The organism is Seonamhaeicola sp. S2-3 (genome assembly GCF_001971785.1).
GTDB lineage: Bacteria > Bacteroidota > Bacteroidia > Flavobacteriales > Flavobacteriaceae > Seonamhaeicola.
In genome coordinates, this window is the sequence record NZ_CP019389.1 from 3090208 (window position 1) to 3115755 (window position 25548).

Below are 25548 nucleotides of genomic sequence, written 5' to 3' on the forward strand. Positions count from 1 at the left end.
AATTTTATTATCATTTTTTGAATTGAATATTTTATATAAGAAAAATATCAAGTATTAAGAAAGAAAAAAAATGTTAAAAAAAAGTGACATTTTATAATAATTGTGTCACAAAAAAACAGTATTCTCTATTCGTACACAAAATATATATTCTAAACAAAATGTATAATGTAAAATCTTGCATGGAGTTGGAGTTTTAAGGTAAATGATTTAAGCGTAATGACTAAAATAAAAGGCGTATATCTTTTTAGTATTTTTTTTATGATTACCAATATGGTAATAGCAGATATTCCTGTTAATAAGTTGATAGATTTAAAGAATGAAAAATCTAAACAAGCATTTATTAAGTTAGAATTTTTCGAATCTATAAAATATGCAGATGAAGCACTAAAATCATCAGAGGGCTTAGGGTACTCTAAAGGAATAACAATTGCTTCGTTGTATTTAGCAAAAGCTTTTTTAGAGTTGGGAGATTACAAGAAGGCGCTTTATTACATAAATAAGGCAGAACAAGAATCTTTTTTTTCAGAATATATCAATATGCAAGTAGAGTCTTATAGGTTGAAAGGAAGAATATATGGCATGCTTAATATGAATGTTAAAGCAGAGGAAGAGTTTAAAAAACAACTTTTAAATTCTTCTAAAATAGAGAATGAGGAACAGAAGAATATGTCTTTATTTTGGTCTTATCAAAATTTAAATTTTATATATGTTAAAACAAAACAAGTAGATTCAATAAATAAATATTTAAACCTACAATTGCTATCTCAAAATAAACTAGATGAATCTCAGAATTTTTATGGTATTAGTGAGACATATGGGTTAATAGCTGATAATTTTTTGACACAAGATAAATATGAGGAGGCAAGAATTTATATAGATAAATCCTTTCAGATTTTAAAAAAATACAATTCAAGATATTTATTTAAAGTTTATCAAAGGTATGGAGATTATGAAAAAGCTATAGGAGATGAAGAAGAGGCACTAAAATATTACAAATTAGCACTTCTTAATGCGTTGAAATTAAAGGATATGGACGCTGCTAAAGTTTATTACAAAGTAATTTCAGATTTCTTAATAGATATAAAAAAAGATATAAATGCAGGAAAAGAATATTTGATTAGATACAATAAGATTAATGATTCATTAAATAAAATTAACTCTCATATATTAGATGATATCTACGTAAATATTATTAAAGAACAGCGTTTATTAAATAAAAAAGAAAATAACAGCTATAAATATATTGTTCTTGGATTAGGTTTAGTTTCGTCTTTAGCTCTAATACATTTAGAGAAAAAAAGAAGAAAGTATAAGAACAAAATAAAAATAAAAACAACAGAAACTATAGATAAAAGTAATACTATAAATCAATTAGAAGAACAACTTAAAGATTCAAGGTTTAAGGATATGATGAAATTAGCCCAAAAAAACAGTCCAGATTTCATAATATTATTTGAAGAATTGTATCCAGATGTTGTAAAAAAAATAAAATTAATTAACCCTGATGTCACTGCATCCGAAATTTCTTTTTTGGCACTATCATATTTAAATTTTTCTACTAAGCAAATTTCTCAAATATTAAACGTTACAGTTCGTGCAATTCAAATTAGAAAAAATAGACTTAGAAAAAAATACGGTATTCCTTCAGATGTTGATTTTAATTTTTGGTATCAACAATTAACGAGTATTTAAATTACTACATATTATGTTAAGTAGTGCTATAATGAATTGCTGTAGTTAAGTTTGTTGTAAATTATATAGTTTTTTATATACCTCTACTTTTGGATCATGACCAAAAGTTGTGAGTAGATTGAATAAATAGTTAAATGGTTCTCTTAAAAAAGACAACGTATTGAAACTTGCATTAGCCCCATTAAAGTTTGTATAATTATATCAGGATTTATTTATTAACCTGTATAGCTATTTTAGAACGGGTCATACCACTCACCATTCACCATTCACTTCTCACTCCTATAGATGCCCTATAGATATCCTATGGATGTCCTATGGATATCCTATGCCTTACCTATGAATAAAATTATTAAATTTTCCCAGATCATAACCAATTGTTGTGTTTAGGCAAAAATTGGTCATAATCCATACAAATGAAGAATTTCATTAGTTTTAGTGTGTTTCACTAAATCAAAGTTGTCAATTAAGAATTCAGGTAAAAACAGTTTTAATAAATCTAAGGTAAGTTCCTATACAATAATTTTAAAACTTCAAAACTAAAACTATCTTAATTCACACAACTTTTGGTCATGATCCCTACTTTTTCCAGAATTTTCTTTGTATTTCTTCTTAAAACTTAAGGAGAAATACTTCCTACTTACACGTTCTATAAAAGATGTAACAACAACTTTTACACAAGCAGATTAAAAGTAATTACTTCATTTTACAAATCTTATCAAAAGCCTTGAATAAATCCTTCAGGGCAACATCATTTTATTTCAATATAAAGAACGTTAGATAAGAATTCTATTCTAAAATAAACACTGTATTCTATCCATATTTATGTTTTTTTATCGATAAGTATTGATTTTACACAAATGTGAAATGTTTGTGATAGGCTGTTTTTGTGAAAAAATCTTACTTTTTTACATTTTTGTTGCCCAAAATTATGAATAAATAATGGTGCCTAAAAAGCATCTAGCTAAGAGGGAAATCAGAGGGAAATCACAAATTTAAAATCAATTTTAAAAAGTCATTAAGAAAAAGAGAGGTTTGTACAATTTAGTTGGCAAACGGTTTTCATTTCTGTATAAGTTGATATGTGAATTTTTATCGACTAGCAATTTATTAATAAATAGAATTATAAATATAATTAAAACAACTCATTTAATAAACACTACACGTTTCATTATGAAAAAACTATTACTGTTAATAACGTTAATCGCAGGGAATTTTATCTACGCTCAAGTAGGAATTGGCACAGATATGCCTAATCCTTCAACGCAATTAGAGGTAAAATCTTCAAACAGAGGAGTTTTGATGCCTCAAGTACCACTAACAAGTGCTACAGACCAAACAACTATAAGTGCGGGTAACGTAGAAAGTTTATTAGTCTATAATACTAGTACCAATGCAACGCTTTCACCTGGTTATTATTATTGGTATCAAGGAAGCTGGCATAGATTAACTAATGAATCTGATTTACCAGACAATATAGTATACTGGGATGTTGTAAATAATCAATTTACATATGTAGATGAGTATGGTAATACTCAAATTATTAATATCTCAGATTTAGAGACTTTAACTGTTTTAACAGACAATGGCGATGGCACTTTCACTTATACAGATGAAGATGGTAATGATGTAACTTTCGATGCGAACACTACTTCAATGGCAGACAATGGCGATGGGACTTACACCTTAACTAACGCCAATGGTGACAGTATCGTAGTGGATACTAATGCCAACACAAGTGCCTATGACAATAGCAACAGTGGTTTAACCTCTACAAATGTACAAGGGGCATTAGATGAATTAGCAAACGACTTAGCCAATACAACTGATGCCTTAGTAGATAATGGCGATGGAACCTTCACTCACACTGCAGTAGATGGAACCGTAGTAACTTTCGATGCCAACACGACATCAATGGTAGATAATGGTGATGGCACTTACACCTTAACTAACGCCAATGGCGACAGTATCGTAGTGGATACCAATGCCAACACGAGTTCGTATGATAATACGAATAGTGGTTTAGCCTCTACAAACGTACAAGATGCATTAGATGAATTAGCCAACGACTTAGCCAATACAACTGATGCCTTAGTAGATAATGGCGATGGAACCTTCACTCACACCGCAGTAGATGGTACAGTAGTAACTTTCGATGCGAACACTACTTCAATGGCAGACAATGGCGATGGGACTTACACCTTAACTAACGCCAATGGCGACAGTATCGTAGTCAATACCAATGCCAACACAAGTACCTATGATAATACGAATAGTGGTTTAGCTTCTACAAACGTACAAGATGCATTAGATGAATTAGCCAACGACTTAGCCAATACAACTGATGCCTTAGTAGATAATGGTAATGGAACATTTACACACACCGCAGTAGATGGCACAGTAGTAACCTTCGATGCGAACACCACATCAATGGCAGATAATGGTGATGGCACTTACACCTTAACTAACGCCAATGGCGACAGTATCGTAGTGGATACCAATGCCAACACGAGTTCGTATGATAATACGAATAGTGGTTTAGCCTCTACAAACGTACAAGATGCATTAGATGAATTAGCCAACGACTTAGCCAATACAACTGATGCCTTAGTAGATAATGGTAATGGAACATTTACACACACCGCAGTAGATGGTACAGAAGTAACTTTCGATGCGAACACCACATCAATGACAGACAATGGCAATGGTACTTACACCTTAACCAACGCCAATGGTAATAGTATCGTAGTCGATACTAATGCCAACACAAGTACCTATGATAATACGAATAGTGGTTTAGCTTCTACAAACGTACAAGACGCATTAGATGAATTAGCCAACGACTTAGCCAATACAACCGATGCCTTAGTAGATAATGGTGATGGCACCTTCACACACACCGCAGTTAATGGCACAGAAGTAACTTTCGATGCAAACACAACTTCAATGGTAGACAATGGCAATGGTACTTACACCTTGACTAACGCCAATGGTAATAGTATCGTAGTCGATACCAATGCCAACACGAGTACCTATGATAATACGAATAGTGGTTTAGCTTCTACAAACGTACAAGACGCATTAGATGAATTAGCAGGCAACTTAGCCAATACAACCGATGCCTTAGTAGATAATGGCGATGGCACCTTCACACACACCGCAGTAGATGGCACAGAAGTAACTTTCGATGCGAATACCACCTCAATGACAGACAATGGCAATGGTACTTACACTTTAACTAACGCCAATGGTAATAGTATCGTAGTGGATACCAATGCCAACACGAGTTCGTATGATAATACGAATAGTGGTTTAGCTTCTACAAACGTACAAGATGCATTAGATGAATTAGCAAACGACTTAGCCAATACAACTGATGCCTTAGTAGATCATGGAGACGGAACATTTACACACACCGCAGTTAATGGCACAGAAGTAACTTTCGATGCGAATACGACAAGTGTTGATGTTGAAAATGGCGTTTACACTTTTACCGATGGTAAAGGCCATGTAATCACTACAATAGATACCAATGCCGATGCCCTAGGTTTTGATAATTCAACCAGCAGTTTAACATCAACTAATGTACAAGATGCCATAGAAGAATTATTAGGTACTATAAGTGTAGGAGCGGGTGTAAATTTAGTTGATAATACAGATGGCAGCTTTAGCTTGGTAGCAAGTAATGGCACAGTAATAAGTACTGTTACCAAATCAGATTTAACAGATTCAGGAAATGGAGCATACACTTTTACCAATGGAGATGGAACAGATATATCATTTGATGTAAATACAGTAGATGTTTCTTTAAATACAACTACTAATGAATATGAGTTTAAAGATTCAGAAGGAAATGTAATAGGTAGCATTGATATGAATGCTGATAACGTAGCTTATGATAATACAGCTTCAGGATTGTTGGCTACAAATGTACAAGGGGCATTAGATGAATTAGCAAACGACTTAGCCAATACAACTGATGCCTTAGTAGATCATGGAGACGGAACATTTACACACACCGCAGTTAATGGCACAGAAGTAACTTTCGATGCAAACACGACAAGTGTTAATGTTGAAAATGGCGTTTACACTTTTACCGATGGTAAAGGCCATGTAATCACTACAATAGATACCAATGCCGATGCCCTAGGTTTTGATAATTCAACCAGCAGTTTAACATCTACTAATGTACAAGATGCCATAGAAGAATTATTAGGTACTATAAGTGTAGGAGCGGGTGTAAATTTAGTTGATAATACAGATGGCAGCTTTAGCTTGGTAGCAAGTAATGGCACAGTAATAAGTACTGTTACCAAATCAGATTTAACAGATTCAGGAAATGGAGCATACACTTTTACCAATGGAGATGGAACAGATATATCATTTGATGTAAATACAGTAGATGTTTCTTTAAATACAACTACTAATGAATATGAGTTTAAAGATTCAGAAGGAAATGTAATAGGTAGCATTGATATGAATGCTGATAACGTAGCTTATGATAATACAGCTTCAGGATTGTTGGCTACAAATGTACAAGGGGCATTGGATGAATTAGCTAACCAAAAAGGAGATTTAACTGTAAATGGAGGATTAGAATTTACAGGAGGGACAGATGGAGTTGATAAACTTTTATCAGATGCCAGAATACAAATAGCTGATGGCGGAATTACTACAGCCAAAATAGCAGATAATGCAGTAACTACAGATAAGATAGCAGATGATGCAGTAACTACAGATAAGATAGTTAGTGGTAATGCAGGAGAGGTTCTTGTTACAAATACTAATGGCGATGTAACTTGGGTGAATCAAGAAGATTTCGTAAAAGATTTAGAAACCTTAACCTCTCTCACTTACAATGAAACAGATAACAAACTTAGTTACAAGGATGAATTAGGGAATACTAATGAGATTCAATTAAATAATACAAGTCTTAGTTATAATTCTGCTACCCAAGAGTTAGTTTATGTGAATTCTCAAGGTCAGACACAGTCAATAAGTTTAGTTAGTTTAGTGGTATCAGGAAAAGACCTTACAGCAGCCGATGGCTCAATAGTAGTAACTGATGGTTCAGGAGCTACTTTAGTAGATTCAAACATTAAAGTTGCAGAAGGCGGAATTACTACAGCCAAAATAGAAGATAATGCAGTAACTACAGATAAGATAGCAGATGGAGAAGTAAAAGCAGAAGATTTAGGTGCAGCCCCAGTAGATGTAGGGAAAGTAGGGGTAGTACAATCGGATGGGACAGTAGTTTACCAAAATATCTCTTCAAACAATGTAACATATAACAATGGCACAAGTAGTTTAACCTCAGATAATGTACAAGATGCGATTGATGAGTTGGCTACATCAATAGATAACAATAAAGGAGATTTAACTGTAAATGGAGGATTAGAGTTTACAGGAGGAGCAGATGGAGTTGATAAACTTTTATCAGATACAGGAATACAAATTGCAGACAAAGGAATAACAACAACTAAAATAGCTCCTGGAAGTAATAATCAAGTTATGGTAACTAACGATCAAGGGGACGTTTCTTGGGTAGACCAATCTGAAGTTGGAGAAATTTTAGAAGCTAAAAACGGATTAAATAAAGACGGTTTAGATATCAAATTAGGAGGAACTTTAATAGAACCTACAACAATTACTACTGATGTTACAAATACTTTGGCTGTTGCAGGGTTACAAACTGGAAGTATAAATGACCAATTGGTAGTAGCTCAAAATGACGGAACTTTAAGACAGATAAAAGCAGCAATGCCTAAGTTCTTTTATATGCCGTCAGTGATTATGCCAACGGCACCAGATCAGGTACCAGGTATGGTAGGTGCAAGTGAAAGCGGAGGTGTATATACTATCAACTTACACACCAATTACACTAATCAGTTTAGTACTCCGATGGCTTCTAGCGAAACTAACGCAAGTATACCTACATTGCCAGCCAATGAGTTGCACTACCATATTGTATGGTATGATGATACTGTGTTCGAAAATGTAACGATTAATGCAAGTGGAATCATGACCTATACCATCGCAAGTGGAGCAGATATTACTATAGGATCATTTATGAACATAGTTTTTGAAGTAAAATAAGTACCAGTTCTTTAATATTTTCGATAATTAACATAAAAATTACAATATAGCTATGGTCTCATTCATTCGTTCTTTGTCATTAAAGAAAGAACGAATGAGGCTTTTTTTAAGATTTAGTAATACAGATGTAAGTAGAAATAGGTGTTTTACATTAAATTTTGCTTCTTCATTATAAAAAATGTAAATAAGTTGCTTGTTTACATAACGTTTTGTTAAAAATAAAATCAATTGATTATGAAAAAAATATTCAATATAGTTTTTCTGTTAAGCATTATTTGCTTTGGGAATACATATGCTCAAAACGCTTCTTGGACTAAAGCTCAAATAACAGTTGTAAACAATGAGTTGGCATTGATTGAAAATCAAATTTCAATTTCACCAATACAAAAAGAGTACCTGAGAGACATTTTGTTGCAGAAAAATGCTGACTTTGAAGATGGAATAAGAATCAACCATAAAAGAAAAATTGTTCTTGGTGATTTAGAAGATATCATCAGATATGGTCAGCCTATCAATCGTCATCCAGGAGAAGAGAATATTGATGAAATAACTGAAGTAACAAGTGCAGAGATATTCAATGAAAAAATTTTGAATAACTCAGCTTTGCTCCAAGAGCTAAATTTAATGATAACCGAAGAATAGTTTAGTTATGAATCCAATAATAAATAATATTAGTAGATGTTTGTTGGTATTTCTGTTGGTCTTTACCACGATTAGTACGTGTGCTCAAACACCTGTGCAAGCAACTATAGAAAATACCAATCTAACTGACGCTCAAATTTTATCGGCTTTCAACGGTACTGGCATGACCTTGTATTTAGATACAGGTGATGGGCTTGTTAGCGGGACGCGTAGTGAGCAAATAGCTACGTTTAGCAATGGGTTAAATGCAGGTTTCGGTATGGATGAAGGTATTCTTTTTACCACAGGTAGGGCTTCAGATGATTTAGCTAGCAGAAATAATAATGTAGCAAAATCATTCCAAGCACAGAGCACTACTTATACAGACAGTGACTTAACAGGTATTTTTAGTCAAGCAATAAACGACGTAGTTATTTATAAGTTCAAAGTTACTTTAGATAGTAATACCACGGCTATTCGTGCTGTTTTTCAGTTTGGTTCAGAAGAATACCCTAATTATGTTGGTTCATACTTTAATGATGCCTTTGGCTTTTTTGTTCGCCCAATTAGTGCTGGGGCAACCTTGCCAGGTGGTGCATCAGTCATCAATATGGCGCGTTTACCAAATAGTAATAATCCTATTTCTATCAATACAGTAAATTATGGTTATGCGGGTAGCGCAGGATCAGCTACCTATTCAGGATTAGATTTAACTCAATCAGAACATTACATGGTCAATGGACATACAACAACAGTAAATTCAAACGGAAGACTAAACTCTAATACTAACCCGGGTCCTTTTCCTGTCTTTATTGAATATAATGGATTGACTAAGTTGATTACTTACGACCTCAAAGACCTTACACCAGGGGGGACTTATGAATTCAAAATAGCCATCGCTGATGCAGGTGATACTCAGTATGATTCAGGAGTTATGCTTAAAAGAGTACAAGGTACAACAGGTGCTGATGTAAAAATTGAGAAAGTAATCGATATGATAGATCCAGCCTACGGAGACGAAATAGAGTTTACACTAACTGCTTCAAACCTTGGTCCTTATGATGCAGTAGGAACAGTGGTGCAAGATGTATTGCCCAACGGGTATACTTATGTGAGCCATACTGCCGACAAAGGTACATATAACCCTACAACAGGTGAATGGTCTATCGGTGATATCCAAGCAATTTTTGAAGAAGTTGAACTCAAAATTAGAGCCACAGTCAACAATACAGGTAATTATACCAATGTAGCTACTATATTGTCAGATGAACCAGACCCAGATTATAGCAACAACACAGCAATAGTGACACCCAACCCAATTTGCTATGAAGAATTGGTTTTTTATGATGATTTTGGGCAGAGCAATAGCAGCATTAATGGTGGAAGAACAACGTCTGCCTATATGCCTGCAAACAGTTTTGCTTTTGCGAATGCTCATCCAACCTCTACAAGTGATGTACAAACATCAATAGATAACAACCACTATGCTGTTGTCTCTCCTGGTTATATTAAAAATGGGTGGAATCCAGCAAATCTAACCAGTTATTTCTGGACACCAGCTTTTTATGGAGAAAATGGCCCTGAGGCGGGTGCTATAACAGATATCTCGGGTACACAAGAAGGTGCTGTAATGGCAATAAATGCCGATACTTCACTTGATGTCTTTTATGAAAGAGATATTAATGTATTACAAGGCGAAACATATCGTGCTGGTTTTTGGATGTATTTGGTTGAAGGACCAGCAAGAATAGCAATAGATATTAAAGAAAAAGATACAGGTAAATTGATGGGGACGTTTTCCTCAGATACTTTCCCTAATTCGGGGAATACCCAAGGTAAATGGATTAATGTAGAGTTATATTTTAGTGTTCCTACCGTGGCTGAAGCTCCGTGTGGTATTGGTGATTTGGTGATGGAATTTCGTAACGATTTAAATTCAAACACTGGAAACAATTATTATATTGATAACCTCACACTAACAAGGTTAGGATCTCTTTGTCCGATGCCAGCAACACCATTGGTGATAGAATGTCCAAAACCTTCAATAATTATTACCAATCCAATGCTTCGCTCGAGAGGTAGGGCAAGAAATTAATAATAAAATTGAAAATTGAAGAATATGAAAGGATATTATTCCATACTAGCCGTAGGCGTACTTAGCTGGCCATTGCAAGTTCAGATGCAGCCTTATATGAGTAACGAAGGCCAGTTATCAGTTCGAGATAACACAGAGGTATCTTCCTATTTTGATTTTGAAAATCAAAGCACGGGGCAGGTACTCAACGATGGAGAATTCTATTTTTATGGAAATTACCGCAATGATGGGGTCTTAAATATTGATGAAGTATGGGAATATGTAGTGTCTTATACCATTACACAGTCTGATATAAATAATGGAGGCGTGTATAATCAAGCTTTTGTCACAGGGGAATCATCAACGGGAGATACTTTTGAAACGGAATATTCAGTAGATCCCAGTCCGTTAAATCCTAGTGATCCTAATTATGATGCGGCTAAATCAGATTACACCTTTACATTACTTAAAAGCCGTACTCTATTAATTACAAATCCTAATATTTATCAGAGAGTAAAAAATAATTAGAAATGAAAAGTTACATTCTAAATATAAGCACATTAATATTCATTAATATCACAATTCTTGCTCAAACTACTAATGAAGGTTTGTTATACGTAAGTGAAGGTACTGAGTTCTCAACTGTAGAACAGTTTGATAACTTAGAAACAGGTGAATTTTTTAACGACGGTAACGCCTATATTTACAGTCATTTCAATAACAATGGTATTGTAGATTATTATCAAGGTGGTCTCACACAGTTTATAGGCGAGTCAACACAAAGTATTAGCGGTTCAAAAGAAAGCTATTTTTATAATCTGTATTTTGATAATATAAGTAGTGCCGTGCCTTTTGAGTTGTCAGGAATAATAAATGTAGGAGGAGAGTCTAATTTTTACAACGGTATCTTAGATAATGATAATTTTGGTGGTACCATTACATTTGATGCCGAAGCTAATCACATCAACACATCAGATTTTAGTCATGTTGATGGTTCGGTACAAAGAATAGGGGATAACGATTTCATATTTCCAATAGGCGATGGCGGATATTATCGATTTGCAGGTATCTCAGTGTCAGAAAACCCTTCTGTTACGTTTGAAGGGAAATATTATTTTGAAAATAGTGACCCATTGTATTCCCACAATTTACGTGCAGGAGTGATTGAATTGATAGATAATCAAGAATATTGGACAATAGAAAAGGCCTCTACACTAGAAGAAGATGTATTGTTGACTTTATCTTGGCGAGAAGAAACAACACCAGCTTCTATAATATCTGCAGCTCAACAAGGAAACCTAACCATAGTTAGATGGGACGAGTCAACTAATATGTGGGTAGATGAAGGAGGCGCCATAGATTTAGATTCACAAACCGTAACAACAGCGGTAAACGGGTATGGTGTTTTTACTTTCGGTATTGTTAACAGTTCAAAAGTACTTCCTTGTAATATAGTTGTTTATACTGCAGTTACCCCAAACAAAGATGGCATTAACGATTACTTTTTAATAGATACATCAAACAATGAGTGTGCTAGCAATTTGCACGTTCAAATCTTTAATCGTTGGGGAGTTAAAGTATTTGAGTCTCATAACTACGGAGTTGATGGAGATGTTTTTGATGGATATTCAAACGGCCGAATGACCATAAATGATAGTAACCAATTGCCAACAGGTACTTATTATTACATATTAGATTACAAATATGGAGAGCCTTCAGAAAATAATAGTCATAAACAAGCAGGATTCCTATACTTAAGTGGAAATTAATATTATAATAACAATGAAGAAAAACAAAACATATAATATGTTTATGCTCCTGTTGTTAAGCTTTGTAATGTTAACAACAACATTACAAGCTCAACAGGAATCTCAGTTTACTCAATATATGTATAATACGGTAAGCATTAACCCAGCCTATGCAGGAAATAGGGGGTCTTTAAGTCTTTTAGGGCTTTATAGAAACCAGTGGGTAGGTTTAGATGGTGCTCCAGAAACAATGAATTTCACAGCACATTCGCCAATAGGTGTTCGTGGTGTAGGTTTAGGAATTGGCTTTACAAGTGATAAGATAGGGCCTTCATCAGAGAGTATTGTTTCAGCAGATTTTTCATATACTATTAATTTCTCAGAAAAGATACAGCTGTCTTTTGGGATTAAGGGAGGAATTTCGCTTATGGATATAAATCCAAATAAGCTTTTAATATACAATCCAAACGATTACAATTTAGAGTTTAATAGTTCTAGTTCGCCTATTATAGGTCTTGGATTTTTTCTTCATTCAGAAGATTGGTACTTAGGAGTATCTTCTCCTAATTTATTAGAGACAGAGTATTATGATGATATACAAGTTTCTACAGCATCAGAGAAGAGCCATCTATACTTTACAGGGGGCTACATATTTACAATGAGCCCTATTATAAAATTTAAGCCAGCATTAATGGTAAAGGCTGTAACAGGTGCTCCATTAGCAATTGATGTATCTGCAAATATGTTATTTTATGACCAATTAACTTTAGGATTAGCCTATAGGTTTGATGCTGCTGTAAGTGCATTGGCTGGTTTTCAAATAAATGACAACATAATGATTGGTTATGCCTATGATTATGATACAACAGAATTAGGGAATTATAACAATGGTTCTCACGAGATTTTCTTGCGATTTGAATTAGGAACTAGATTTAAGGCTAAGGTTAACCCAAGATTTTTCTAATGTTCATGTAAGCAAGTCATGAAAAACCAAAATTACTACAGATGAAAAACAATATCAGCATTACCATCTTTTCAATTATACTCTTTGGGACGTTTTGGTTACTACCCGCCCAAGATAAAAAACTAAACAAAGCCACAGAGAAATATTCTCAAATGGACTATGTGGAAGCTCAAAAGATATACTTATCAGTAGCAGAAAAAGGTTATGAGTCAGAAGAGCTTTTTACCAAGCTAGGAAACACCTATTATTTTAATGCTAAGTATGATGAAGCAGCAAAATGGTACGGTCGTTTGTTTAAATTAAACCCAGATCAGGAAGCAAATATTTTGTTACGTTACTCTCAATCGCTTAGGGCAATTGGTAAATCGTCAAGTTCCAAAAAATACTATAACGCTTATGTAGAAAAGAGGGGCAATGACCCACAGTTAAGGCAAGCTATAGATTATTTATCTTTAATAGAAGAAAACTCAGGTAGATATCAGTTGCGTACTATAGAGGCAATTTATAATGAAAATCACATCACTTTTGGTCATACTCAGGTAGGCGATACGTTGGTATATTCTTCAACAGAAGATATAAATACGGTATTAAACAAAAAAAGTGGTTGGGATGGATTAAGCTTTCTTTCGTTGTACGAGGTAGAGATAGATTCAGTAGGAAATACAACAAGCAAACCACGAAAAATAAGAGGTGTGCTTAACAGTAAGTACCATGAGTCATCGGCAGTTTATACTAAGGACAGAACAACAATGTATCTTACCCGCAGTAATCTAACTTATGAAGATAAGAATAACGATCAAAATTTAAAGATTTATCGTTCAGTTAAGAAGGATGGTAAGTGGCAAGAACCCAAAGAATTACATTTTAATAGCGATCACTATTCTTGTGCGCACCCAGCTTTAAGTCCAGATGAGACCAAGTTATATTTTTCCTCAAATCGCCCAGGAGGGTATGGAGAGTCAGATCTTTACGTAGCAAGTATAGCTCCAGATGGTACAATAGGAGCGCCCAAAAACTTAGGGGCAAAGATTAATACATCAGGAAAAGAAACTTTTCCATTTGTTTCAAAATCCAATGAGCTGTATTTTTCTTCAGATGGTCACTTTGGTTTAGGCGGATTGGATGTGTTTTATGTAAAGATAGAAGATGGGGGTTATGGTAATCTTTTGAATGTAGGGCGTCCTATAAATACCTATGCAGACGATTTTGCTTTTGGGATAGATAGTGACACAAAACGAGGCTTTATTAGTTCTAACCGTACCGATACCGAAGGTCATTTTGTACGTGATAATATATATACATTTGTAGAGACTGCACCTATAAAAGATGTGTACAAAGCCTTGATAGAAGGCTATGTTACTGATAAACAAACTGGCGAGCCAATATCAGAAGCTACTATAACGTTTAGAGATTCTGAAGGAAATATCTATAAGGAGCTTAGTACAGACAAATCAGGATATTTTTCAGTAAATACCAATAAATACCAAACTTATACCATTCGCGCAACTCACGATATGTATGATACCGATGAGAAAATATCAGAAGCAGGTTATGAATCTCAAAGAATAGATTTCCAATTACAGAAGAACAGAGTAGAACTTGTAGAAGGAACCGATTTGGCAAAGGTTTTAAATATACCAATCATTTACTTTGATTTTGATAAGTCTGATATCCGTCCAGATGCTGCAGTAGAATTAGAGAAAGTGTTAGCTGTTTTAAACGAATATCCAGAGTTACGAATTAATATTAGATCTCATACAGATAGTAGAGGAAGCGATTCTTACAATGCAATATTATCTGAAAAACGTGCAGCCTCAACTCTAAACTATTTAGTGTCTAAAGGTATTAGTAGAAATAGATTACAATCAGAAGGTTTAGGAGAGACAGAATTGGTAAACGGTTGTAGCAATGGTGTACCATGTACAAAAGCAGAGCATCAAGCTAACAGACGTAGTGAGTTTATAGTAGTTGAGTAAAGCTTATGTTGAAATTATAATAAAAGTAACATGTTATACCTTTTAATAATTAATAAATAGAAAATGTATGATTAATCTTTTACATATTTGAAGGACGTTTAATAATAAACATAATTTCTTATAATTTTAGTGATTGTAGATAAAGTTCATAGAGTTAGTTAGACTTTCATAATTGGTTAGGATTTATTACAATCACCAAAATCCTCACTAGCAATAGTGGGGATTTATTGTTTTTATTAAATCTACTCCAGAGGTAGCAATAGCTCACCAAGTGTGTAAAGTTATTTTTTTGATTAATTTTAAATTTTATTCCTATGTATTTTTATTGGGGTGGGTATTCAACTTTTTTTTGTAGGTTTTATTGATTTATGATTTTTAAAAACATATCTTTTCTTCTATGAGAAACATCAATGTTTTCATTGTTTGTTAATGTAATATAGCCTCCTTTTCCTTTTGTATATTTTTTTATGTGATTTAGGTTAACCAAATAGGAATTGTGAACTCTAAAAAATCTTGAATTCATTAATTGTTTTTAATAAAAAATACTTTTCTTACATTTAAGCAGGAAATATAATTAGGTATGCTTAAAAAAGTATTTGGTAGCGCCGTTTTTGGTGTAGAAGCTACAACCATTACCGTTGAAGTTAATGTAAATAAAGGTGTGGGCTATCATTTAGTAGGGTTGCCCGATAATGCCATAAAAGAAAGTAATTACCGTATTGCCGCAGCACTTCAAAACAATGGTTATAAAATTCCAGGTAAAAAGATAACCATTAACATGGCTCCAGCCGATTTAAGAAAGGAGGGAAGCGCATACGATTTAACCCTTGCTGTTGGAATATTAGCAGCTTCTAACCAAATTAAGGCAGAAAATTTAGATAAATATTTAATCATGGGTGAACTGTCTTTAGACGGAAGTTTGCAACCCATTAAAGGTGCATTACCCATTGCTATTAAAGCTAGAGAAGAGGGCTTTAAAGGCTTTATTCTTCCTAGGCAAAACGCAAAAGAAGCCGCTATTGTAAATGATTTAGAGGTTTACGGAGTAGATAATATAAAACAAGTAATTAATTATTTTGATAAAGGCGAAGCCTTAGAACAAACCATTATTGATACCCGTAAAGAATTTTATAAAAACCTAGAATTTCCAGAGCACGATTTTGCCGATGTAAAAGGACAAGAAGGTATAAAACGGTGCATGGAAATTGCAGCAGCTGGCGGACATAACATAATTTTAATAGGACCTCCAGGAGCAGGTAAAACCATGTTAGCAAAACGCTTACCAAGTATTTTACCACCTATGACTTTACAAGAAGCTTTAGAAACCACCAAAATACATTCTGTAGTTGGTAGAGTAAAGGAAAACACTGGGCTTATGGCGCAACGTCCGTTTCGTAGCCCTCATCACACTATAAGTGATGTTGCACTCGTAGGCGGAGGGGCATATCCGCAACCTGGAGAAATTTCGTTGTCTCATAACGGGGTTTTATTTTTAGATGAATTACCCGAGTTTAAACGCAGTGTTTTAGAGGTAATGCGTCAACCACTAGAAGATAGAGAAGTTACTATTTCTAGAGCAAAATTTACCGTAACCTATCCGTCGTCTTTTATGTTAGTAGCTAGTATGAACCCTAGTCCTAGTGGCTATTTTAATGACCCCGATGCTCCAGTTACTTCAAGTCCCGCAGAAATGCAGCGGTATTTAAGTAAAATTTCTGGTCCGTTGTTAGATAGAATTGATATTCATATTGAAGTAACACCTGTACCTTTTGATAAGTTGAGTGACGACAGAAAAGGAGAATCTTCAGTAGATATAAGAAAGCGCGTTACGGCTGCCAGAGATATTCAAAGTAAACGATTTGCAAAAAATGAAAGCGTGCATTACAATGCACAGATGAATACTAAGCAAATTAGAAAATACTGTGTGTTAAATGATGATTCTAAACAACTTTTAAAAACGGCTATGGAGCGTTTAAATTTATCAGCCAGAGCTTATGATAGAATTTTAAAAGTAGCCCGTACTATTGCCGATTTAGAAGGTTCTGAACATATAAATGGTGCTCATATTAGCGAAGCTATTCAATACAGAAGTTTAGATAGAGATGGTTGGTTGGGGTAAATGAAATGCTAAATGTTTTAAACAAAAAAACGAAGCCATAAGCTTCGTTTTCTTTATTATATGTAGAGGAAAACTTAAATAGACTTACCGTAAGTAAATGTTGTTTTGGAGGTAATAGTATATCCATCAACATCGGTAAAGTCATAAGTACTTTCAAAAGAAAATTCGGTTTCTTCTTCATTAAATTCAATTGAATATCCTCCGCTAGTACAATTAGTAACAAATACTAAATTATTGTTCTCTGTAAGTTGCCATGTACCTGTAATTTCTTGTTGGTAGTCACAATCTTCTGCATTTTTCCCTAAATATTGCGTGTAAGTTCTATCGTTTTCAAAAGTGTAAACCATGTCATTTTCACAATCGGATAATTGACTGTATAAATCTGTAGTTGGGTTATCGGTGTCATCATCGGTTAAATCAATTTCATCTTCTGTAACAACACTTATAAGCGACCAAGTTCCTGTAAAACTGGTTTCTTTTTCAGATAATTCACCAGTTAATGCTTCAGGGCATTCAATGTCGTCAGAACTGTCACAACCAACAAATAAAACACTAGCAAAAATTAAACTTTTAATAAATAAAATAGGTTTTTTCATAATTCAATATTTTTTTAATTCAATAATTAGATGAGAATCTAATAAAATAGTTGCGTTAAGAAAGTGATTTTATTTTCTGTAATTTTACTTCTTCATTTACAAACAAAAGAGATTTTTTATGAAAAAATTAATACTACTATGTACAGTTTTTACAATTTTTAATTGCAATAATACTAAGGATGAGAAAGTAGATATAGCATTAGAAGAACCAATAACTGTTGTTAAAGCACCAATATTAAATTTAGAGCAAGCTAATAAGTTGGCAGAATTGCCCCTAAATTGTATAAATGTAGAATACCCCAACCGTTTGTCTCAAACCTTAGGTAGTGATGAAGATTTAAAAGCCCCAACAGTGCTGCATCCTGCGTTTTATGGGTGTTTTGATTGGCATTCATCGGTTCATGGGCACTGGAGTTTGGTGAGTTTATTAAAACAATTTCCTAAGCTTGATAAGGCAGATGAAATTAAAGAACGTTTACTTAAAAGTATTTCAAAAGAAAATATAGAAGCCGAAGTTGCCTATTTTAAAGGGAAACATAATAAAAATTATGAGCGTACTTATGGATGGACATGGTTATTAAAGTTAGCCGAAGAATTGCATACTTGGGATGATGAAACTGCCAGAGTTTTAGAACGTAACTTACAACCTTTAGCAGATCTCATTTGTGAAAAATACATAGAGTATTTACCAAAACTTAACTATGCCCTTAGAGTAGGAACACATAGCAATACAGCTTTTGGTTTATCGTTTGCTTATGATTATGCTAAAACTACCAATCATGAAGCGCTAAAAGCGGCAATTAAAGACAAAGCCTTATTTTTCTTTTTAAATGATGAAAACTGCCCAATGAGTTGGGAGCCGAGTGGAAGTGATTTTTTATCGCCTTGTTTAGAAGAAGCTGCATTAATGAAACGTTTGCTGCCAGCAGAAAATTATAAATCTTGGTTAGAAACTTTTTTGCCACAATTAAAAGATAAAAATTACAGTTTAGAACCTGGAATAGTTTCAGATAGAACCGATGGTCATTTAGTACATTTAGATGGTTTAAATTTTTCTCGCGCATGGAATTTATACGAGATTTCTAAGGGAATGCCAGAATATAATCACTTAAAAAACATTGCAAACCAGCATATAAACCATTCTTTACCTAGTATTTTTGGTGATGATTATATGGGCGGACACTGGTTAGGTAGTTTTGCTATTTATGCTTTAAACACTTCCAAATTGTAAATAAATAGTGTTAAACATATTTTAATTTTTACACTTTTGTGGTTTAGTAGCTTTATTTTTAGAGCAAAACTAAAATAACCTTTCAAAATGAAATTACCATTAAAGCTTTTTTCTTTAGTAGCTTATGTTATTACAAGCATTAGCATTGCCCAAAATCCATTAATTAATTTTCCAGCTATAAGTCCAGATGGGCAAACCTTAGCTTTTAATTATCAAGGTGATATTTGGACATCAAATGTAGATGGTTCAAACCCTAAGAGACTTACAGTACATGAAGCTTACGATACCAAACCCATTTGGAGTGCAGATGGTAAATCTATAGCCTTTATAAGTGAGCGTTTTGGTAATAATGACGTGTTTGTAATGCCTGCACAGGGAGGAACTCCCAAACGTATTACGTATCATTCAGCTTCAGATATAATAACAGATTATACTTTAAACGGTTCTATAATATTTTCAACACGCAGAAACTTTGCTCAAGTAGAGAGTGAATACGAAACGCACATAGTTAGTGATAAAGGTGGAACACCTAAGCGCTATTTAAATGCTACAGGTTTTGATGCAGCACTATCACCTAACGGAAAATTTATTGTATTTGTAAAAGGAAGCTGTAGAATTGAAAGAGAGGCTTATCAAGGACCCGCTAACAGAGACGTTTGGTTATACAATATTAAAACCGACAGTTATACCAAACTAACCAATTATGATGGTAACGATTTTTACCCGCAATGGGGAGATAATCACACCATTTATTTTCAATCTTCACAAAGCGGAAAATATAATGTGCATCAAATAAGTATTGATGATAATGGCAACAAAGCAGGAGCTATTTCACAAGTCACCAATTTTAAAGATATGGGCATTTTTTCATTTCAAATAAGCCGAAATGGAAAGGAATTGGTTGTTGTAAAAGGCAATGAAGTTTATATTGTTAATGCCAAAACAAAGGCTAAAAAACAAGTGAATATCAACATAGCCTCAGATTATAGGTTTAATCCTGTTGTACACAAAACTTATTTTAATAATGTTGATGATATTGCTATTTCTCCTAATGGTAAATATGCAGCCATTAATATACGCGGTGAAATTTTTATTAGAGAAACAAATAAAGATAAAAAACGAACTGTAAACCTTACCAAATCATCTTATAGAGATACCAATGCCACTTGGTTGAATGATAGTACGTTGCTTTTTGTGTCTGATAGAGATGGACAGAAAGATATTTATAAGGTGACATCTAATAACGAAAACGAATCAGATTTATTTAAAACACTAAAACACAAAATTGAACGCATAACTAAAACTGATGATGACGAAAGTGGGTTAACTTTATCTCCTAACGGTAAACTTTTAGCCTATACCTTAGGGCGAGGTAAATTGGTTGTCGCAAATATTGATAGCACTGGAAAACTTTCTAAAAAAACAACTCTTTTAGATGGGTGGGCTTCAGCAAGTGGAGTGGCTTGGTCTCCAGATTCAAAATGGTTGGCGTATAGTTTAAGCGATTTAGATTTTAATTCTGAAATCTATATTCATAAAGCCGATAATAGTATGAAACCGGTAAATGTTTCTATGCACCCCAAGCAAGATAGAGGCCCAGTGTGGAGTCCTGACGGAAAGAAATTGATGTTTTCTTCAAATAGAAATAATAACGATTATGATGTATGGTTTACCTGGTTAACAAAAGCCGATTGGGAGAAAACAACACAAGATTGGGAAGAAGAAGTTGATGAAAACCAAAAAGCTAAAACTAAAAATGAAGCTAAAAAGGATAGTAAAAACAAAAAAAGTGAATCTTCTAAAGTAGCCGATGTAATTATTGATTTTGATGATATACATGAGCGTCAAGTACAAGTAACTTCTTTTGTAGGTGGAGAGTTTGGTAGGTTATTTTCAAAAGATTCTAAAACCATTTACTATACCACTGGTAATGGTGGTAGGGGAAATGCCGAGGTTGAATCTGATTTATTTAAAATAAAATGGAATGGAAAAGACAAAAAAGGAATCACTTCTAACAATACCAGACCATCAAATATTACTACAGATAAAAAACTTTCTAAAATTTACTTAACTAAAAGAGGTGGTAGTTTATCTAGTATCAATATGGGGAGTTCTAAAAGTGAAACCTTATCATTTACTGCAAAATTAGATATAGATTACAACATAGAATCACAGCAAATATTTAATGAAGCTTGGAAAGCTATTAATGATGGATTTTATGACCCTAATTTTCATGGTCAAAATTGGGAACAATTAAGAAAAACTTACGAGCCTTTAGCTTTAAATGCCTCTACACGTCATGATTTTCAATCTATCTTCAATAAAATGCTAGGGCAAATTAATGCTAGCCATATGGGGCTTTACCGTGTAGAAACCAGAGAAGATTTAGATTATGAGCGTACAGGTTTATTAGGCGTAGAGTTTGAACCAACAACCAACGGGCATTTAAAAGTAGTTGCAATTGTTCCTGCAATGCCTAGTGACAGAAGTTTTAGCAAGTTGTTGTTAGGAGATGTTATTACTTCTGTAAATGGGTATAGTTTAGATAAAAACGTAAATGTTTATAGCCTTTTAGAAGGAACTACTAATGAAAAAATTTATTTAGAAGTCAATAGAGGTGGTACAACAAAAGAAATTGTAATTAGACCAACTAGTAGTAACCGTACCCAAAATTATAATGCTTGGGTTAAGGAACGTAAACGCTTAACCGAAAAATATTCTAATGGTAGGTTGGGGTATATTCATATTCAAGGTATGAATTGGACTAGTTTTGAACGATTTGAGCGTGAACTTACAGCTGCAGGATTAGGAAAAGAAGGTATTGTTATAGATGTGAGATTTAACGGTGGCGGATGGACAACAGATTATTTAATGGCAGTATTAAACGTAAAACAACACGCTTACACCGTACCTAGAGGTGCAGCCAAAAATTTAGAAAAAGAACAAACAAAATTCATTAATCATTATCCTTATAGTGAACGATTACCATTAGCAGCATGGACAAAGCCTTCTATAGCGTTATGTAACCAGAATAGCTACTCTAATGCCGAAATTTTTTCGCATGCTTATAAAACTTTGGGAATTGGTACTTTAGTTGGAGTGCCTACTTTTGGAGCGGTTATTTCAACAGGTGCTACCCGTTTAATAGATGGTTCTTTTGTAAGAATGCCTTTTAGAGGTTGGTATGTTAAAGCAACAAAATCTAATATGGAATTAGGACCTGCTGTACCAGATATTGTGGTATATAACAGTCCAGATGATAAAGCTAAAAATAAAGATATGCAACTTAAAAAAGCGGTTGATGAATTGTTAAGTCAATTAAAATAGTTGAAAACAGCAATTTAAATAATGTTTTTGGGCTGTAATTTTTATAATTAATGTACTTTTATTAGCGTTAAAGCATTAATTAAATTCGCTGTTATGTATCTTTATTCAGTAGATATAAATGCCGATGTAGGTGAGGGTATAGGTAACGAGTCTAAATTACTGCCTTATCTATCTTCTTGCAATATTGCTTGCGGAGGTCATGCAGGTAATGAAGATACTATGCGTAAGGTAGTAAAGTTAGCTAAGGCTCATAAGGTTAAAATTGGCGCACATCCATCGTTTCCTGATAAAGAAAACTTTGGTCGTGTGAAAATGGACATATCATGTGCCGCGTTATATACTTCTTTAAAACATCAATTATCAAATTTGTTAGAGGTGTTGCATTCTGAAAATGCTACTTTACACCATATAAAACCTCACGGAGCATTGTATAACTTGGCTGCTGTTAGTAAAAAAGTAGCCGGTGTAGTTATTGAGCTAATTAAGAGTATGCAGTATCCGGTGCAATTGTATGTGCCTTATAAATCGGTAATTGCGGCACTGGCTCTAGAAAATGATATTTCTATTACCTATGAAGCTTTTGCTGATAGAAATTATAATGACGATTTAAGTTTAGTTTCTAGAAAAACCCCCAATGCTTTAATAACTGATGATGAAGTAATGAAAGAACATGTTCTAAAAATGGTTACAAATAAAAAGGTTACCACTGTAACAGGTAAAGAGCAATCTATTTTAGTAAATACCATTTGTGTACATGGAGATAATGAAAATGCCATAAAATTGGTTGAAAAACTACATAAGTTTTTGGTTAAAAACCATATAAAAATTCAGTAGTATTTATGTCTTATCAACTTACTTATAGGCTATATGGAGCGTTTGCTATTTTAATTGAATGGCCACAAAAAATTAGCAAAGACATTCTTTATGATGTTTTAAATTTCAAACATAAAATACTTGAAATTAAACATGATAGTGTACTAGAAATAACGCATGCTTATTGTTCTATGTTAGTTAGTTTTAAGGAGTCTGTAATTGATTTTGATAAAGAAGTTGAAGCTTTAAAAAGTATTTATAATAAAGATTCTAAAGAAACTAAGACCCACTATAAATTATGGAAAATACCCGTGTGTTATGATTTTAGTTTTGGTATAGATTTAAAAACGCTTGCAGAAGCTAAAGGCTTGTCGGTTAATGAGGTGATTAAACTGCATTCACAAGCTTTATATACAGTATATTTTATAGGGTTTTTACCTGGGTTTTTATATTTAGGTGGTTTAAACGAGGTTTTATATACTCCAAGAAAAGATACACCAAGATTAAAGGTTGAAAAAGGAGCTGTTGCTATAGGCGGAAATCAAACAGGAGTTTACCCTAATGAAAGCCCGGGAGGGTGGAATATTATTGGTAATTCTCCCATTAACTTTTTTAATATAAAAAATAAAATTCCCTGTTTTGCTAGTGCAGGAGATGTAATTCAATTTTATCCTATTTCTTTAAAAGAACATCAAGATATTAAAATATTGGTTGATGCTGGTGTTTATCAATTAGAAAGTGAGGTGGTTAATGATTAACGTTTTAGCACCGGGAATTTATTCTACAATACAAGATTTTGGTAGAATTGGTTTTCAAGAGTATGGAGTGCCATATTCAGGAGTTATGGATAGGAAAGCAGCAACTTTGGCTAATGCTATTTTAGGAAATTCTCCAGATTTACCAGTTTTAGAAATTACAATGCAAGGACCCAAATTGCAGTTTCAATGTACTACTACCATTTGTGTTACTGGAGCTAATTTATCGGCTAAATTAAACAATAGTCTTTTTTCTAATAATAAACCCATGATGGTAAAATCTGGCGATATTCTTTCTTTTGGAAGTTTAAAACAAGGAATTAGGGCATATGTAGCAGTTAAAGACGGATTCCAAACAGAACAAGTGATGCACAGTTATAGTATGTATTCTGGAATTACTAAAAAAAAGAAACTAGAAAAAGGCGATGTTTTAAAAATTTCAACTGCAAATAATTTATTAAGAAACTACAATGCTTCTATTAAAATTAACTTTGATTATTTCAATTTAAAAACATTGGAAGTTTTTAAAGGTCCTGAGTTTGATATGCTTTCTAAAAAGCAAAAAAATCAATTATTAAATACAGAGTTTACCATTTCAAAAAATAATAATAGAATGGCATATCAATTCAATGAGCTCCTAGAAAATAATTTAAAGCCTATTATAACTTCGCCTGTATTGCCGGGAACGGTGCAATTAACTCCATCGGGTAATCTTATTGTTTTAATGAGAGATTGCCAAACTACAGGCGGGTATCCTAGAGTGTTGCAATTAAAAGAAAGTGCTATTAATTTATTAGCACAAAAATATACTAATCAAGCTGTTTTATTTCAATTGGTTTAAGCTAATTCTAAGGCAATTTCTATCATATCTTTAAAAGTAGTTTCTCTGTCTTTGCTAGATAATCTGTCGCCAGTAACTAAAGAGTCAGAAATTGTTAAAATGGTCAGTGCATTTACATTGTGTTTAGCAGCCACAGTATATAATCCTGCTGTTTCCATTTCTACACATAATACTCCGAATTTTGACCATTTTTTATAAGATTCAAAATCATCAGCATAAAACTCATCTGATGTAAAAACATTACCAGCTTTAATAGGAATGTTTTTGCTTTTTGCTGCTTCAACAGCTTTTTGAAATAATTCAAAATTAGCAGTAGGCGCATAGTCTGCACCTCCAAAGCGTAATTCGTTTACACCAGAATTAGAAGAGGCTGCCATAGCTAAAACAACATCTCTTACTTTAATATGTTTTTGATAAGACCCTGCACTACCAACTCTAATAAGGTTTTTAACGTTGTATTCGGTTATTAATTCATGAGCATAAATTGAGATAGAAGGTACCCCCATGCCAGTACCCATTACTGATATTTTTTTACCATTATAGGTGCCTGTATAACCCAACATACCTCTAACTTTATTAAAGCAAACTGGATTATCAAAAAAAGTTTCAGCAATCCATTTAGCACGTAACGGATCTCCAGGTAATAAAATGGTTTCTGCTATATCCCCTTTTTTAGCTTCAATGTGTACGCTCATAAT

Annotated in this window: 17 protein-coding genes; 14 read left to right on the forward strand and 3 right to left on the reverse strand. The window is 33.5% G+C overall.

The genetic code is table 11. From position 1 onward, the window contains the following. The first annotated feature begins 216 nt into the window (after window positions 1-216). The 8 genes from BWZ22_RS13545 to BWZ22_RS13580 all read left to right on the forward strand — a co-directional run bounded on the left by BWZ22_RS13545 (window position 217) and on the right by BWZ22_RS13580 (window position 15168). A complete protein-coding gene (locus BWZ22_RS13545; protein ID WP_076700824.1) occupies window positions 217-1692 on the forward strand; it encodes a hypothetical protein in 1476 nt (491 codons plus the stop codon). Window positions 1693-2862: 1170 nt separating this feature from the next. Next, a complete protein-coding gene (locus BWZ22_RS13550) occupies window positions 2863-7785 on the forward strand; it encodes a hypothetical protein (RefSeq protein WP_076700826.1) in 4923 nt (1640 codons plus the stop codon). A gap of 234 nt (window positions 7786-8019) precedes the next feature. After that, on the forward strand, window positions 8020-8427 hold the full coding sequence (locus BWZ22_RS13555) for a hypothetical protein (RefSeq protein ID WP_076700828.1): 408 nt from the start codon (window positions 8020-8022) through the stop codon (window positions 8425-8427). 7 nt (window positions 8428-8434) lie between these two features. Continuing rightward, a complete protein-coding gene (locus BWZ22_RS13560; RefSeq protein ID WP_083692361.1) occupies window positions 8435-10501 on the forward strand; it encodes a choice-of-anchor L domain-containing protein in 2067 nt (688 codons plus the stop codon). Between the two features lie 96 nt (window positions 10502-10597). Further along, the gene (locus tag BWZ22_RS13565; protein WP_076700833.1) at window positions 10598-11008 is read left to right on the forward strand and encodes a hypothetical protein; all 411 of its coding nucleotides are present in this window, start codon (window positions 10598-10600) and stop codon (window positions 11006-11008) included. 2 nt (window positions 11009-11010) lie between these two features. Further along, a complete protein-coding gene (locus BWZ22_RS13570; protein ID WP_076700835.1) occupies window positions 11011-12249 on the forward strand; it encodes a gliding motility-associated C-terminal domain-containing protein in 1239 nt (412 codons plus the stop codon). A 13-nt stretch (window positions 12250-12262) separates the two neighbouring features. Next, complete coding sequence (locus tag BWZ22_RS13575) at window positions 12263-13192, forward strand: type IX secretion system membrane protein PorP/SprF (protein WP_076700838.1); 930 nt, start codon at window positions 12263-12265, stop codon at window positions 13190-13192. A 41-nt stretch (window positions 13193-13233) separates the two neighbouring features. Continuing rightward, the gene (locus tag BWZ22_RS13580) at window positions 13234-15168 is read left to right on the forward strand and encodes an OmpA family protein (RefSeq protein WP_076700840.1); all 1935 of its coding nucleotides are present in this window, start codon (window positions 13234-13236) and stop codon (window positions 15166-15168) included. A 358-nt stretch (window positions 15169-15526) separates the two neighbouring features. Here the strand turns inward: BWZ22_RS13580 and BWZ22_RS13585 are convergent, their stop codons facing one another. Continuing rightward, a complete protein-coding gene (locus tag BWZ22_RS13585) occupies window positions 15527-15691 on the reverse strand; it encodes a LytTR family DNA-binding domain-containing protein (RefSeq protein ID WP_083692362.1) in 165 nt (54 codons plus the stop codon). A 57-nt stretch (window positions 15692-15748) separates the two neighbouring features. Between BWZ22_RS13585 and BWZ22_RS13590 the strand changes: the two genes are divergently transcribed. Further along, window positions 15749-17287, forward strand: coding sequence for a YifB family Mg chelatase-like AAA ATPase (locus BWZ22_RS13590; RefSeq protein WP_076700843.1), 1539 nt, complete (start codon window positions 15749-15751; stop codon window positions 17285-17287). Window positions 17288-17361: 74 nt separating this feature from the next. On the opposite strand, the gene BWZ22_RS13595 is transcribed toward BWZ22_RS13590, so the two are convergent. Further along, window positions 17362-17883: a DUF5004 domain-containing protein gene (locus BWZ22_RS13595; protein ID WP_076700845.1), complete on the reverse strand. Its 522-nt coding sequence runs from the start codon at window positions 17881-17883 to the stop codon at window positions 17362-17364. A gap of 118 nt (window positions 17884-18001) precedes the next feature. Between BWZ22_RS13595 and BWZ22_RS13600 the strand changes: the two genes are divergently transcribed. The 5 genes from BWZ22_RS13600 to BWZ22_RS13620 all read left to right on the forward strand — a co-directional run bounded on the left by BWZ22_RS13600 (window position 18002) and on the right by BWZ22_RS13620 (window position 24850). Further along, window positions 18002-19114, forward strand: coding sequence for a DUF2891 domain-containing protein (locus BWZ22_RS13600; RefSeq protein ID WP_076700848.1), 1113 nt, complete (start codon window positions 18002-18004; stop codon window positions 19112-19114). 87 nt (window positions 19115-19201) lie between these two features. Then, window positions 19202-22441, forward strand: a complete 3240-nt coding sequence (locus BWZ22_RS13605) for a S41 family peptidase (protein WP_076700850.1) — start codon at window positions 19202-19204, stop codon at window positions 22439-22441. A 93-nt stretch (window positions 22442-22534) separates the two neighbouring features. Continuing rightward, window positions 22535-23275, forward strand: a complete 741-nt coding sequence (gene pxpA, locus BWZ22_RS13610; RefSeq protein WP_076700853.1) for a 5-oxoprolinase subunit PxpA — start codon at window positions 22535-22537, stop codon at window positions 23273-23275. Between the two features lie 5 nt (window positions 23276-23280). Continuing rightward, on the forward strand, window positions 23281-24012 hold the full coding sequence (gene pxpB / locus BWZ22_RS13615) for a 5-oxoprolinase subunit PxpB (protein ID WP_076700855.1): 732 nt from the start codon (window positions 23281-23283) through the stop codon (window positions 24010-24012). Further along, window positions 24005-24850, forward strand: coding sequence for a biotin-dependent carboxyltransferase family protein (locus BWZ22_RS13620; RefSeq protein ID WP_076700858.1), 846 nt, complete (start codon window positions 24005-24007; stop codon window positions 24848-24850). The genes pxpB and BWZ22_RS13620 overlap by 8 nt, the downstream gene beginning before the upstream one ends. On the opposite strand, the gene deoD is transcribed toward BWZ22_RS13620, so the two are convergent. Further along, window positions 24847-25545, reverse strand: coding sequence for a purine-nucleoside phosphorylase (gene deoD / locus BWZ22_RS13625; RefSeq protein ID WP_076700860.1), 699 nt, complete (start codon window positions 25543-25545; stop codon window positions 24847-24849). The two genes, BWZ22_RS13620 and deoD, sit on opposite strands and share 4 nt — an antisense overlap. Between the last annotated feature and the right edge of the window lie 3 nt (window positions 25546-25548).